Raw genomic sequence first — 14,148 nt, 5'->3', positions numbered from 1 at the left:
CCTCTCTGGTCTCCTGGTGGCTTCTAATCTGGGTTACGTTAAGATATTCCTCGACAGAGTTATGAAATGCTGCTGCTAGATCATTCACTCTGATGCATAGGCCTGATGCGCAATCCGCCGACGGTACTTTTACAAAGACGCCGGATTTATTTAGCGCGTGGGCCACGAAGTGTGTACAATCTAAAGAAAAGACATTGTCTGGACAGTCGTTAGTTGGAGGCGAACAATTAGATGCTAGATATGCCTTCACCGGCGGCCACGAGTAGCGGAGACGCTCGGGAAGGGGATTCCTTGCCACCAACACAAGGTTTTCATCTAAGATGATGCCGAGGGAGAGGTAGATAGTTTTAGATTCGGCTGGAGACAGCACAGGCGAGTCTTGCTCCATTTTTAGGAACTCCGTTTAGCTCGTTGTAGCGGCTCTTCATGAGGTTAGCGCATATATACAAAAATGAATGAGCTAATACCATTGTGCTGTCAGGCCTACCAGAGAACCAGGAACAAGAATTAGCGACTATATCTTGGAGATATTAGGCATCTTACCACTGGAACGCATACTGATCCCATTCAGAATACCATCCTGTTCCGTAATACTTCCATCGGTTTGTATCGATAATAACCACATGTCCTCCCCAGTATCCGCCCTCTATATGTTGGAATACTGCCCAAAATCCCGTATTTGGCTCGACCATGCGCTCGTGGCGTCTAGCTTTTGCTTGAAACCAGCACCACATGTTCCGCGCGCGAATCGGCCGACTAGCACTTGTTCCACATCTTGCCTTAATGCACTTATTAGTTCTTATATCGCGTAACTCAGTGAAGCCGGCTTTGATAAAAGCGTTGGAAAGAAAGTGAGCACAATTATTTGTATATTCGTCTCCTCCACTACATTTCTCTGAAAACATTTTCGCAGCCCCCTCCAAGGTTTTGCCGGGCACAAGAAGTGCTTGGTCGGATAATCCTCCCGGCGAAGGGTCCAAGCCTGTCAATTCGAACTCTGGTTGTGCGAAAATTTCCGCCGGGTAATCTGCGTTCCATGGGTTCGGAACTGCTTGTTCCGCAGACAAACTTTGATTGAAACTCTCATTCACAATAGAAGGTGTGCTCGCGCAATATTCTTTACCATTAAATACGTACCCGAGCCATTCGCCGTCTACAACTGTAGAAATCATTCGGGCGCCGCGATACATCGTGTTTCTATGTAAATAGAAACTGAGATTTTTGACACGATTTGATCCGATTATTTCAGGATTGTCCGAGTCTGCATGCCTGACTATGTAAAATATACTACAATCAAAACACTTGCTTGGAACAACTAGCAAATAATCTGGCAAAGATGTATGTGCGAATAAGTATTGACGACTAAACATCGAGCCGTATTTACTGTCAGGCTCGTGATAGCTAGCATGGTATTTTATTAGCAGATCGGCAAGATAGTCTTCTATACTCGTTGCCTCTTCATATGGCCTGAATCGAATGCGGAGAACATCTTCCATGCCTCACTCCCTTTGTACGTAAAAACTGTACAAAAAAATGAGCCACACCCGTCCTCTATCAGCCGCAATTGACAACTTTAGGCTGAGAACAAGATAACGTCAACAACTTTTTTGTTTGCCGCGTTTCTTGTCCGTCGCCGGATGATCTGAGACAGCCTGCGGGCTTCAGGAAAGGAGGCTCTGGTCCATCTGGGTCGAGATATTTAGAGCTATTCCCGGTCAGATCGCGACGGCTAAGTCGTTTTCGTATCCGGCAGAGGTGAGGTAGAGGTAGTTGCGGCATTCCTGCGGAGTAAAGCAGGTGAAGGCCTGCCGGATTGCCGCCCAGAGATCCGGGATCGTGCGGGCGGCCGCACTGCGCAACAGCGCCTTGAGCTTCGCGAACACCTGCTCCACTGCGTTTCCATGCTGCCTCTCTATGTCCGGTTCCTGTTGCCTGGCGACAGCGCCGCCGCTCTAACGTGGTCCAGCTCGTCGCCGCTCATCTGCACGAGCCAGATGCGCTGCGTCCCGCGGGCCGCCATACGCCCCCGCAGTCGCCCCTCTTGCAGCCAGCGGTAGGCGGTGTGTCGGTGCACGCCGAGCCGTTTGGCCGCCTCGTGCAGCGTCCATTCGGCGCCGGGCTCGCGCGGGACGTTGCCGCTCCAGATCGGCCGCCCGCTGCCCAGCCCGTGGCGGAACACCAGGCGCTGGATCATGGACGCGTCGAACGCCTCCCGCCTGGGCGGCCGCCAGCCGGTGGCGTTCAGCCGCTCGGCGATGGCCGCGGCCGAGCAGCCCTGCCCACGCAGGTCGCGGATCGTGGCCAGCACCTGCTCGCACCCGCGCAGCTGCTCGAACCGCCGGACGGGCCGGACCAGCGCGTGGCGGGTCTGCGCGCCACCGGCCCAGTCGCACACGATCTCGACGTGCTCGCTGCTGCCGTCCACGCGCGCGGCTGTGAGCGGGCGTTGGATCCTGGTTCTTCGTCACTCTGATATTGGTGGCGAATTCGGCTCAGCTCAGTCAGGCCGCGAGTTGATGCAGCCGCGCAAAGGCTGAGTGCCGTGTTCGCGCCTTTGGTTCGTCCGCCAGCCACCGCAGCAGGCGTGCCAAGTTCATCGCGGCTGCCGTCATCAGGTGGGCAAGGTGCGTCTTCGCGTGCCCAAAGTACGGCGTCCGTCGGAGCCGAGATGACCGCACACCCTGGGCAATCGTGCCTTCGACGCCGGCCCGCCGAGCGTATTCGTGTGAGCGGGCGTTGGATCCTCCTCACTTGTGGGCCTGCAATTTTCCCCACCCTCCCGGCCGCCCCTGAGCCTCCTGTTTGAGGCGGGATGCCCGCGCGGCGGCCGTCTCACCGAAGCTGGTCCCCGTGGCGGGAGGGAGCGGCGCGGTGGTCAGCCTCGGGGAACTCATGACGATCCTGGACCTCCACCGGCAGGGCCTCTCGGTCACCGCCATCGCCCGCCAGCTCGGCCTCGACCGCAAGACCGTCGCCAAGTACATCGCCCGCGGCCTCGAGCCGCCCGTCTACGGACCGCGATCCCCCCGCGCGCGGGCCACCGACGCCTTCCTGCCCTACCTGCGCGAGCGCCTGGCCGCCTACCCGCAGCTTACGGCCGTCCGTCTCTGGCGCGAGTTGAAGGAGCGCGGCTTCGCAGGGGCCTACACCGCCGTGAAGCGAGCCGTGGCCCTGCTTCGCCCCTCAGCTCCTCTGCCTATCGAGCGCCGCTTCGAGACCCCGCCGGGCGAGCAGGCCCAGGTCGACCTCGCCCGCTTCGAGGTCGTCTTCGCCGACGAGCCGGGCGTGACCCGCATCGTCTGGCTGTTCGCGATGGTGCTGGGCCACTCGCGCTATCTCTGGGCCCGCTTCGTCGTCCACCAGGATCTGCAGACGGTCCTGCGCTGCCACATCGCCGCCTTCCAGGCCCTTGGAGGCGCCCCGCGCGAGATCCTCTACGACCGCATGAAGACCGCCGTGATCGGCGAGGATCCCGACGGCTTGGTCATCTATAACCGCAGCCTTCTCGATCTCGCGCGCCACTACGGGTTCCTGCCGCGCGCCTGCCGTCCCTACCGGGCCAAGACCAAGGGCAAGGTCGAGCGCCCGTTCCGCTACCTGCGCGAGGACTTCTTCCTCGCCCGCTCGTTCCGCAACCTCGACGACCTGAACGACCAGCTGCGGCACTGGCTCGACACCGTGGCCAACGCCCGCCGGCACGCCACGACCAAGCGGATCGTCGCCGACGCCTTCGCGGAGGAGCGCAGCCAGCTGCGGGCGCTGCCGCCCGTGCCCTACGAAGCCGTGCTCAGCCTGGAGCGGCGCGTCACCCACGAGGGCTTCGTCTCGGTGGCGGGCAATCTCTACAGCGTGCCCGACACCACCCGCCGCCGCGCCCTGGAGGTGCACGTGCTGGCCGATCAGATCCGCATCTACGAGGCGGGTGAGCTCGTTGCCTGCCACCTGCCCCTGGAAGGGCGTGGGCTGACGCAGGTCGATCCAGCCCATCGGCGGCCGCGATCTCCCCCGCCCGAGCCACGAGACCCTGCCGAGCCGGTGGTCGTCAGGCGCGCCGGCGACCAGGTCGCGCGTCGCCCGCTGGCCATCTACGACGCCGTAGCCCGCCAACTCGCGGGAGCCGGCGTGCCCAGGACCGACCGGGGAGACGCGGCATGAGCGGAACTGGCGAGCTGATCCCCCCACTGGTCGAGCGGATCAAGGCCACGCTGGTAGGGCTGAAGATGCCGCGCGCCCTGGAGATCGTCGACACCACCGTGCGGCGGCTGGAGCGCGGCGAACTCAGCGCGCTGGAGGCGGTCGATGCCCTGCTGAGCGAGGAGCTGAGCCTACGCGAGAGCCGGCGGGTGAAGACCGCGCTGGTGATGGCGCGGCTCTCGACGGTCAAGACGCTGTCGGGCTTCGACTTCGCCTTCCAGCCCTCGCTCGACCGCACCCGCATCCTGGCCCTGGCCGAGCTGGGCTTCGTGGACCGCTGCGAGGTGCTGCACTTCCTCGGCCCGCCCGGCACCGGCAAGAGCCACTTGGCGGTGGCCCTCGGGGTCGAGGCGGTGAAGGCGGGCCGCAGCGTGTACTTCACCACCCTGGCCGACCTTGTGGGAACGCTGGCGCGGGCCGAGCGGGAAGGAACGTTGCGCGAGAAGATCCGCTACTTCTGCCGGCCGGCGCTGCTGATCGTGGACGAGATCGGCTACCTGCCGGTGGTGCCGGGCGGGGGCAACCTGTTCTTCCAGCTCGTCAACGCGCGCTACGAGCGGGGCGCGATGGTCCTGACCTCGAACCGCGGCTTTGCAGAGTGGGGGGAGGTGTTCGGCGATCCGGTGGTGGCGACCGCGCTGCTGGACCGGTTGCTTCACCACGCCGTGGTGGTGCAGATCGAGGGCTCAAGCTACCGGCTGCGCCAGCACACCGCGCTCATGCCCGAGCACATCCGCTCGAAGGCAGCCCTGCAGGCTCCGCCGCTCGCCCCGCCTCCGCGTCGGCGCGGACGCCCGCCCAAGAATGGAGGTGCTCACCTCGGCATCGCCTGACCGCCGAGCCCGCCGATCTGAGGAAAATTGCGCGCCCGAAATTGCGGAAGGTTCGAAGCCCGTTGACACCTGCTCAGGCCATGGCCCGTGTGAAGCGCTCGCCGACCAGAATAGCGAGCCCCGCCTCGGCCATGGCCCACTCGCGCGGCACCATCCTCCACTCCTTCGGAGCGGTTCAAGACCGGGAACAGCAGCTTCAGCGCGGCCTCGTCCGAGGGAAAACGACCTCTGGCCCGCACCGCCCGGCGCAGCTTGGCGTTCAAAGCCTCGATGGCGTTCGGCGTGTAGACCATTCGGCGCCCCTCGGCCGGGAAGGCATAGAACGGGATGACCTCGCCCCACACCCGCCGCCAGCTCTGACCGATGGCGCCGTACTTGCGGCCCCGGTCGCTCTCCCCGCACGCCGTCGGCGCCCTCCCCGCGGCTGTGGCATCGCTGGCCTGGCAGACCGCCTTGGAGCGCCGCCGCGACGGACTCGCGGTCCTTGTAGGAGGTGAAGTCCGGAGTGTGGCGCAGCAGATGCACGATGCAGGTCTGAACTGCGGCGTCCGGAAAGGCCGAGAGGACCGCCTTCAGGAAGCCCTTCAGGCCATCGACCACCGCCGGCGGGATGTCCTCGACCCCGCGGTTGCGCAGCTCCGTCATCACGCGCGGCCAGTACTTGACGCCCTCGTTGGTCTCGATCCACGGCCCGAGGATCTCCCTGCCTCCGTCGGCCCGCACCCCGAGTGCGAGGTGGACCGCCTTGTTGCGCACGAAGCCCTCGTCGCGGATCTTCGCTCGCAGAACGGCGGAACTGGGCGTGCCGCCGGCCGGGCATCGAGCATGAGCGCGGCGCACATGGGCGAGGATGACGAGTTGATCGGCGCTCCGAGTGACGCTCTCGATGGCGCAGCCCGGCAGGGATGAGCGGAGGACCATCCCGTCCGCGAATCAGCCAGGGCCACCCACGTCACGGCGGCCGTTCCACGCAATGCGCGGGAGAGCCGTCAAACCGAGGGAGGATCAGTCGCGCGGTCCATGCGCAGCCCCCCGCGTGTTCCCGGCTACCGACACTCCACCGACGTGAGGGCGCGGAGCTCCGCCGCGGCGGTCCTGCCGCGGTGCATGTGCGGCCGCCTCGTCGAGCCCCTGGTCAGACCGACGCCGTGCCCCGCTCGACCGAGGACTCCAGATTGCCTGGACCAACTGAAGCTCCGAGGGGAACCGCAGCCAGCTCCTTGCGCGCGAGGTTGCGCGCAGATCCGGTGCCTCTGGCCTGCTCGGCAATCGCGATGATGTGCTCGGCTTGATTGAGCGTCAGGCCGTGCTCATCCCATCCGCACAGAGGCAGGTCCAAGTCGGTGTAGTAAAGCATGAAGGCGTCTCGCTTGAGGCCGCGGCCCTTTGAAATGCTGATCCCGATCCGTCGTGCACGGGTCCGCAATCGATTGAGCCGAAGTCTGCCGGTGGCATCGGAGTCGTGAGCCATGGTGTGTGCTCCACGGTCAACGCGATGATCAACCTGCCGTTCGCTTTGAATTCCTTCGGAGAGGTGCGAGCTGACGTGCTGCAGCCGGCCGGAGGACAAAACCTAGCAGGTGCCTCCGCGCTGACAAGCTGGACCGCCAAGGTTCAGGCGAAGTGGCTCCCTTTCACTTCTCCCGACCCAACCTCAGCCGTCGGTTCGCCCGCACACATCCCGATGGCGAGACGATATTCGGCCGACTGCAGCCTCTAACCAGACCGATGCAATTCGACCGTGAACAAGCTTGACGGGCAGACTGCTTGAGCCAAGGCCGAGGCCCTCAGGTCAACAGCGCGCAAGCTTATCAAACCATCGGATCCAATCAACACAAGCTCAGCTATTTCTCGTGAGCATGCGAACGTTCCGAGCTTTTTTAAGCAAGCTGCTGCATAGATTAAATCCGTATCTCGCGAAACCAGGGAGCGGATCGTCACGACGCCAAAACCCGTCATACACCACCGCCTGATGGGGTATTTTGGCTTTTACTCCTCTAAGCGGCTCCAACCATGACGACCTCCAGACAACGCCCGAACTAACTGCTCCGCGAACGTGTGCAGCTTCCCCACGCTCATACCTATATGCGATCAGAGGAATGTTAACGCCACTTAGCGTCGCGATTTCTTCCTGCATGTCGGTACGACCGACAGTCGGCTCAACGATGAGAAATTTGCTCCTTGACCTGTCCCATTTGTACTCAACGCTACCTAACCCCACATACTTCGCGCATTCGATGAAATTTCGCGTTAATGGCTCCAAGAGCCCAGCCGCTTCTGGAGCCGCTTGGCAATACGCCGTCAACCCGAAACGGGGAGTACTGGCGAGTTTCCGCCCCGTAAACATAGCAGTCGCATCGCCAGGGCTACCGCAATAAAAAAGGCAAAAGAATATCTCGTCTACCGCGCCATCGATCCATTCCTGAACTACCAAGCCCTCCGAGTCTTCCAAATATCTGCCGCATACGGACGCAGCTTCTGCTTCGCAGGCGCAGCCAATCAGGCCGGGCATTTTGCCTGCATGGACTGCGCCTTTGTTTGCAGCCTTGACGACAACCGGATAGCGGAGGCGTCCCAGTTCTCGGATCTCGGCCTCGCGTCGAATCAGTGCCGTGCCAGGGACAGGAAGCCGTTGCGACACCGCGAATTCGTGGAAGCGCGCCTTATCCTGGAGCGTGCATAGGATCTCGTGATCAGGTAACCGGAACTTGAATGCGCTGGCAAGCCTGTCGCGGCTGCGCGAGATCGGCAGAACAGACATCTCGTCCGTGTTAAAAAGCACTGGCGGCTCGCTGAAGCTTTTCCCGAGGCCAAGAAGGGTCTCGACAAAACCTTCGCCCGACATGTTGCCGCTCACAATAGGCAGTGCATGACGCGACCAAAGTGCAGGCGCCATTCGGCTGCGATCGACAACGCAGCTCTTGACCCCAGCTTCACCCAGACTGCGGACAACGCCGAGCCCATTAAGCTGACCAAGTACAACGAGAGCCGAACCGACGAACATCGTAGCACCCGAATTCTATGACGCCGCGATCGCATATCTCACGTTCCGCCGAAGCGATGCTGCGCGTCCCGCGCGCGATGACAGTCTCGTGCGGGCCGAAGTTCTTTGACGGAACTCAGCGTCGTGCACGGGATCACTGCCGCGAGTGCGCTCACTCATCTGCTACACCAGCCAGCAGGCGCTTCCGCGGCGGACGACCTCATCGGCCAGCCGCACCTGCTTCCCGCAAGAACGCTTTGACACTCCGCTTCCCCAGACGAGCCCTCGCGCAGTCGACGCCCCGTCCAACGTCTGAGATACGCTCCGGCCTTGTACGATCTGGACGATCCATCGATGAACTCAAGCTTACCAGCGCGGTTAAGAGTGTGAAGCCGAGTGCCTCGCCAGGAGGGGCCAGGCTTGATCGATGCGACAACCGACTGTTCGAAGGCCGCCTCGTCGAGCCGCGTGATCTTCGCCAGAGCGAGTGCAGCTCCATATCCGAGGCGGCAATCTTGGACCGGCCGTATGAGGCTGCCCCCGCGCGACACTACGCGGCCGGCCGGTCGCGCAGCTGCCGCATCGACCAGTACAGGGTTCTTCCGATGCGCAATCCAAGGCCCCGTGATTTTCTCTGCTGACCAGAGGCATAGGGCGTCCGAATAAGAGCCGCCCTCAAAGCGTACGGTCGCCATCATCCACCATCGCCCATCCACCCGGATGAGTGTCGCATCGCTTGCCTCGACATCGTTCAGAAGCACCGCCTCGTGCTCCCAAACATCAGGAAATCTCTTCGCCCTGTAGAGCTCCACTCGCCGCGCCGACGCACTCTCTGGAACCATCCAGATCTCCCCATCGTGCTGGAAGACGAACGGGTATGAGAAATGAGCAGAGGACGACAAAACCGGAACCGGTCTGCTCACCGGACCTGAAGAGTTGAACTCCACAGCCGATATCACTCCGCGGCCGACCCGGTGGTCAAAATCCTCGACGAAAAGCACGATTCTGCCATTCACCTCAATTGGAAACGGATCCGCATAGAAGTGAAAGCCATCGTCCGGTAACTCGTTCCAGGCAGTACAGGGCATTTCCTTAAGGTCCACGATGTCCGCACCGTCCACGATCCGCCAGCCAACCCGCCAATGTGGTGCGTAGCAGAGAGTACGGTAGGCACCCTTCACGACGTCATGGGTTAGGCGCGATCGCGCGTAACGGGCCAGATCTCCCAAGCCTAGCTCGTCTGCCACTCTCGGCGGCCGGTCACCGACCGATGTCCGACAGCCCGCGACCGCCCCACAGACCAGCCGCTGAGCAACTTGCATGTATTCTTCGAATACCTGATAAATTTTACCATTCGCTTCCGTGTGCGGCCGAGCCGACGCAATCACATCGCCGGCCGATCTGTCGAAAATGTAGATGACTGGTGCGCGTCCCCGCACTATGGAGCTCAGTACGCCGCTTTCAACGTCCTCGCCATCAGCCATCAGCGACCATGTCGGACAATAGCCCTCCGCAACGCCGCCACATAGATCCAGTAGAATGTCGGGCTTGGGCGAATCCGCTTCGGACGAACTCGCTTGCTCGACCATACTTGAACGTTCCGAGGCGGCTGCTTCGTAGGTCGATCTTTCGCGGCTCGGATCGAAAACACACCTGAGAGCGAAGGGAAGCGGTTTCTGCCTCGCCCCCCAGATGACCTGCGCCGTGACCATGGGAACGGCGTTTATCCTCTTGAGGAGATCGCAGTGCCAGCTTCTGTCTGAGGATTCGGGAACTCGAACGGCGACGAGCAACTTCACCTCCTCCACCACCGACGAGATCACGCAGCAATACGGCAACCACAGCGGGCTCCGACCGCGGGGCGGCGGGGAGATGCGCCTGTGATCCGGCAGGCGTCTTCCTCGTTGCACATGATCGTACCCTTTTCTGATCTGCGCCGTGAAGCGTCGCTTCGCGCTGCACGCCGGACTGGTCATCGGCGGCCGTACATAATAGGCCTCAAATTCGTTAGAACAGCGGTCATTACGGCGTATTTAGCAAGTAAGCTTCCTTTCGTGCCGATACTTTCGAAAGTCGATATTACCGCTAAGAAATAAATTAGCGGAGCCACATGGATATGGCCAGTTGAACGTGCAATCTGGACCAGAAAACACGCGACACCGACGATCATCATCATCGTAACAACCGCTCCTTGGTACAAGATAAATCGGACAACAGGATTTTCAATCCCGAGTTCAAGCCCCTCGCGGCGCCGAACGTAGTCGACGGTTTGCAAATCGGGTCCCAACATGATCTGTTCAAAGGGAATATATGTGAACATGCGGAACATCTTCGCGCGTGTCATCGCACTGCCGCTGTCCTCATTAAATCTATCAAGCAAGATTCCGAATACACCTTGATGTACGAGTACGACGACCAAGAGCAGGACAAGAGGAATAACTGTCAAATGGAGCGCTGCTTCAGCCCTCGAGAAACGCCGTCCGGCAAGAACGCGCGCGCACCCTTGCAAGCCGCGCAGGAGCAGGAAGCATGAAATGATCACAGTTGCTGCACGGCCGCCGGTCAAAATGAGAGCGGCCAGCTGAAGTACGATGAACGTCGCACGCACACCGGTCCGCAAGCGCAACGGGGCTCCATACGCGAGTATCGTGATGTATGTTCCTATAACGACCGCATTGGACAAAGCGTGATTCTGTAGTCCTGCCGGCCGCAGCTCGACGGGGATCTGCCCCTCGTACCGATAGGGAAAAATGTGGTGATTTGTTACGGCCTCGTAGATAGTCAATATCGCGTTGCACGTAAGAATGCAATGCAAAAGATACTCTCCACGTCTGCGTGTTGCTTCCGACACCTCCTCCACCGTGATGGCGAGCAGTGCGGGAACGCAAAATGTATCGACCAAACCCGCAAGGCCTGGTCGCCTGCTGATCGCCGCAAAACCTAAAGCTGCAATCGTAAAAGTAAAGAGCAGAACGGAACCTCCATACTTCTCAAGCAGGCGGCGGCACGGTGACGCTGAACTCGGCTTCAGCGCCATGACAATTACGACATTAACGGCAGCCAAGTAGGACGAGGGATGAATTTTCGACATTATCGAGCCGGTGATGCCGTCGTAATTGAGTCCAAGCTCCCACAGGAGTCCTCCTGGAACGGCGAAAAGTACGCCGACCGTGAGGAGGAAGAGGGGCCCGCCTGGATCCAGCGAGGCGCGGTCGGACCGCGCGCGATGGTTCATCAGCGCCGCGGGCGAGGGTGTTGAGGTCACGGCAGCAACCTCGACTTCCGCCGAGTGCGGTTAAGTACCACACCAGCGATTCGCTTGCGTCCCAATCCAAGTGTTTCGGAGATCGAAGCAATGTCGCCGACCCGAGTTCGACCGGCTTTCGCCACAATGATGATCGAGTGTGCGATGTGGCTCATGTCACGGAGAACGCAGTCGTCGTTGGCCGCGCTTCGCTCCAAGATGATGAGATCGAATTTTCGCGTCGACGAATTCAGCAAAAATTCGATTTGGTCTCGTAGGCTGGTTCTTCGTGCGGAGTCGCCTTGTAGCACGAGTGGGTGATGCGCCGCCTGACGATGCGCCGCCTCTCCGTTCTGACTCGTGGCCTTGATCCCGGCACTCGACGGCAAGAGCGCCGCTCGCACGATGAAGGGCGAGTCGACGAACCAGATGTGCTCCCCCGCCACCGACGTCGCCGTCGTGGCGAACGGCGAGTCAACGAGCAGGACGCTATCTCCGAGTTTATCAGCAATCATCGCCAGGTTTATAGCTATTGTACTTTTACCCTCCCCCAGTTCGGACGAAGTAAGAAGTATAATTCTGGTGCTTTTTCTCTCTGAATGCTCGCGTACAGAGTCCAAGATACGCAGGAACGCACCCTGATTGCAACGCGCGATGTCGGGTGAATTTGGCCGAGCTTCTGGTATGTCGGCGAGGACCGGAAACTCCGTTTCCGACTCGGTTTGTTCCTTCGTAAAGAGGCGAGTGTCCAAATGATCGCGCAGCAACGCGACGCCCGCGGCCACGCTCATGCCACCAAAGAGACCAGCAACGAGCAACACTCCCGTCGGCGGCCAGCTGCGGCGCGCTGGCGGGATTGCGGGGGAAATGAAGCGTGCGTCAGCAACGTAGAAATTCGCTTGTTCGAACGCCTTCCTCGAACGTGCCAGTTGCGAGACATACAGGGCGCGACTCGTCTCTGCTTCCCGCTCGAGTTCCCTCAGCCCGACAAGGGCCTCATTTCCGCCGAGCGTGGCCGGGCCGCCGGAGGGAACGACCGTACTGTGCTGAAACTTGTAAGTCTCAATCGCCTGTTCGGCTCGTTGCAATTCCCCTCGCAACTCCGGTAGACGCGCCTCATACGACGCCGCAAGACGGCGATTCGCGGCCACTTTCGCCTCAACCTGGTCGGCGATAAAGGCGCGCGCGGTGGCGTTCGCGAGCCGCGCAGATTTTTGCCGATCATGCGATTCAAAGCTGATCTCGAGAACAAAAGTTTTATCAAGCCTTCGTGCTGAGATCGCGTTGCGAACATTTTGGTGTACGCGCGCTTCTGGATCTCCTTCCTCGTACGCCGCTGTGCCGATCATGCCCAAAGCGGAATGCAATATTTGCAATACAAGTCCCCGCGAAGCAAATTCCGGATCGCTGGTTAGATGCTCGCTTGCGATAAGACGCCTCACAATTTCGTGGGACGCCACTGTCTGAACTTGGCTCTCGACGATCGCGCTTACAGTTTCTGACGGTAGCTGCTCCCTGGGAACATCGTCGGCGATTCTCTGCTGCTGGTCGAGAAGGATCTGCGCTGTTGCGGTAAACGTAGGACGTGCGATGAACAGGTAGGCTATCACGGAAAATAGAACGATCGAGGTAACAACCAGGAAAATAGCCCGACGGCGTTTCAACACGCTCAGTATTTCGCGGAGATTAACTCCGCGATCTCGCAATATCGGCAGCTGCGTGGTCAGGCGGCTGGCTTGTAGCGACATCCGCGTGCTCCGGGTTTGATCGACCGTCACGGGCACCGCTCGCGTAGGATTTTACGCAGCTGCGAATCGATGAGGGGAGCTGCGAAATGGGTGTCGAAACGCCGTCGCGCGGCCCGGCCGAACTGCCGCAGCTGGTCGGGCGACGCTGCCGCGACCTGGATAACCTCAGCCAAGGCGGCTGGGTCGTTCGGCGTGAATAGCCAACCCGTCTTTTCATGCTCGACGATCTCGGTGAGGCCGCCATGGTTGGCCGCGATGACCGCTCGTCCGTGTGCCATTGCCTCGGTTGCGACGCGTCCGAAGCCTTCGCGGACCCGAGATGGAACGATCACGAGGTCGCACCACTCGTATAGCTTCGCCGGATCTGCGGTGAAAGGCTCGAACGAGAAAACATCTGGAGGCACAATCTTCCTCGCACGTGCGATGAGAAGCTGTTCCAACTGTCGTCGTCTCCCGAAAGAGCTGCCGACGATTTTCACTTCGATCTTTGATATGACGGAGGCAGGCAGCCGCTCACATGCATCAAGAAGGAGATCCTGCGCCTTCCCGCGACTGATTCGCCCGATCATCAAGATGCGCAATCGCCGCGAGCCGTCGTAGCGGCAAGGATCGGCGACGTCCGGCGCGTCGACGCCATTGTAGAGGACGTACGACGGTGCTTTTCGTGACGGACGATAGGCGGAGCGCGTCGCTTCCGAATTGAAAATCGTTGCAGCCCTGAGGCTGCGCACGAGGGCACCGAATCCAACCCCCGCCAATCCCCCCGGAGCTTCGTGAATGTGCAGGAGCGCTTTGCTGCGAAAAAAAGCCGCCGCCAGCAAATAATCTAACACGGTCACCGTGTTGATGTACACGAGGTCGGCGCTTCGAAAGGCCGTAACCGCCCGTGCGACGGCCACTGGAAGTGAAATTGGGCCGTGCAGCAAAGATTTCCAAAGTCCATGCTTGCGAAGTACCCAGATTTTTCCGAACGTCACGTGATCAACGAGGCTTGATAGCGGCGCAGTGATGGGACCCGGGCGCGGTATGACGGCGGCGACGTGGGCATGTGGAAATGACGCCCGTATCACGCGCACGGAATCTAGAAAGCAACGATCGGATCCATACAACTCGAAACCCTGATGAACACAGAGGATGCGCATGACA

The 14,148-nt window shown here is 60.4% G+C and carries 10 protein-coding genes and 3 pseudogenes; 2 read left to right on the top strand and 11 right to left on the bottom strand.

Annotated elements, in window-relative coordinates:
• Positions 1-539: 539 nt before the first annotated feature.
• The 4 genes and pseudogenes from M446_RS36885 to M446_RS34910 all read right to left on the bottom strand — a co-directional run.
• Positions 540-1,496 carry a hypothetical protein gene (locus M446_RS36885; protein WP_012331388.1) on the bottom strand — a complete coding sequence of 319 codons (957 nt, stop codon included), beginning with the start codon at positions 1,494-1,496 and terminating at the stop codon, positions 540-542.
• Positions 1,497-1,715: 219 nt separating this feature from the next.
• Positions 1,716-1,898, bottom strand: a pseudogene (locus tag M446_RS36880) (IS630 family transposase); the annotation flags it as partial.
• 14 nt (positions 1,899-1,912) lie between these two features.
• A complete protein-coding gene (locus tag M446_RS06935) occupies positions 1,913-2,425 on the bottom strand; it encodes an excisionase family DNA-binding protein (RefSeq protein ID WP_043700930.1) in 513 nt (170 codons plus the stop codon).
• Positions 2,426-2,501: 76 nt separating this feature from the next.
• Positions 2,502-2,723: pseudogene (locus M446_RS34910) on the bottom strand (transposase); the annotation flags it as partial.
• A 148-nt stretch (positions 2,724-2,871) separates the two neighbouring features.
• Between M446_RS34910 and istA the strand changes: the two are divergent.
• Together istA and istB are read left to right on the top strand one after the other, a co-directional pair.
• Complete coding sequence (gene istA / locus M446_RS06930; protein WP_012290058.1) at positions 2,872-4,155, top strand: IS21-like element ISMtsp8 family transposase; 1,284 nt, start codon at positions 2,872-2,874, stop codon at positions 4,153-4,155.
• Positions 4,152-5,027 (top strand): IS21-like element ISMtsp8 family helper ATPase IstB, encoded by an 876-nt coding sequence (gene istB, locus M446_RS06925; protein WP_012290057.1) that lies wholly within the window; start codon positions 4,152-4,154, stop codon positions 5,025-5,027. Before istA ends, istB begins: the two co-directional genes overlap by 4 nt.
• Before the next feature lie 73 nt (positions 5,028-5,100).
• Here istB and M446_RS06920 read toward each other — a convergent pair.
• The 7 genes and pseudogenes from M446_RS06920 to M446_RS34895 form a co-directional block, all read right to left on the bottom strand.
• Positions 5,101-5,813 (bottom strand): annotated as a pseudogene (locus tag M446_RS06920) (IS256 family transposase); the annotation flags it as partial.
• A gap of 349 nt (positions 5,814-6,162) precedes the next feature.
• Positions 6,163-6,498 carry a hypothetical protein gene (locus M446_RS34905; protein WP_265576555.1) on the bottom strand — a complete coding sequence of 112 codons (336 nt, stop codon included), beginning with the start codon at positions 6,496-6,498 and terminating at the stop codon, positions 6,163-6,165.
• Positions 6,499-6,867: 369 nt separating this feature from the next.
• On the bottom strand, positions 6,868-8,031 hold the full coding sequence (locus tag M446_RS36875; RefSeq protein WP_012331386.1) for an ATP-grasp enzyme-like protein: 1,164 nt from the start codon (positions 8,029-8,031) through the stop codon (positions 6,868-6,870).
• Between the two features lie 155 nt (positions 8,032-8,186).
• Entirely contained in the window at positions 8,187-9,821 is a 1,635-nt protein-coding gene (locus tag M446_RS36870; protein ID WP_150108598.1) for a formyl transferase, read from the bottom strand.
• Positions 9,822-9,982: 161 nt separating this feature from the next.
• Entirely contained in the window at positions 9,983-11,275 is a 1,293-nt protein-coding gene (locus tag M446_RS36865; protein WP_012331384.1) for a VpsF family polysaccharide biosynthesis protein, read from the bottom strand.
• Positions 11,272-13,032 (bottom strand): GumC family protein, encoded by a 1,761-nt coding sequence (locus M446_RS34900; protein WP_150108597.1) that lies wholly within the window; start codon positions 13,030-13,032, stop codon positions 11,272-11,274. Before M446_RS34900 ends, M446_RS36865 begins: the two co-directional genes overlap by 4 nt.
• Positions 13,029-14,144, bottom strand: a complete 1,116-nt coding sequence (locus M446_RS34895) for a glycosyltransferase family 4 protein (RefSeq protein ID WP_012331382.1) — start codon at positions 14,142-14,144, stop codon at positions 13,029-13,031. Before M446_RS34895 ends, M446_RS34900 begins: the two co-directional genes overlap by 4 nt.
• Positions 14,145-14,148: the final 4 nt, after the last annotated feature.

It is taken from the genome of Methylobacterium sp. 4-46, from assembly GCF_000019365.1.
Taxonomy (GTDB): domain Bacteria; phylum Pseudomonadota; class Alphaproteobacteria; order Rhizobiales; family Beijerinckiaceae; genus Methylobacterium.
This window is presented reverse-complemented; position numbering and strand designations above follow the sequence as displayed.

Coding starts and splice junctions, on each gene's coding strand:
- M446_RS36885 (WP_012331388.1), bottom strand. CDS start 1,496: ATGGAAGATGTTCTCCGCATTCGATTCAGGCCATATGAAGAGGCAACG.
- istB (WP_012290057.1), top strand. CDS start 4,152: ATGAGCGGAACTGGCGAGCTGATCCCCCCACTGGTCGAGCGGATCAAG.
- M446_RS34905 (WP_265576555.1), bottom strand. CDS start 6,498: ATGGCTCACGACTCCGATGCCACCGGCAGACTTCGGCTCAATCGATTG.
- M446_RS36875 (WP_012331386.1), bottom strand. CDS start 8,031: ATGTTCGTCGGTTCGGCTCTCGTTGTACTTGGTCAGCTTAATGGGCTC.
- M446_RS34895 (WP_012331382.1), bottom strand. CDS start 14,144: ATGCGCATCCTCTGTGTTCATCAGGGTTTCGAGTTGTATGGATCCGAT.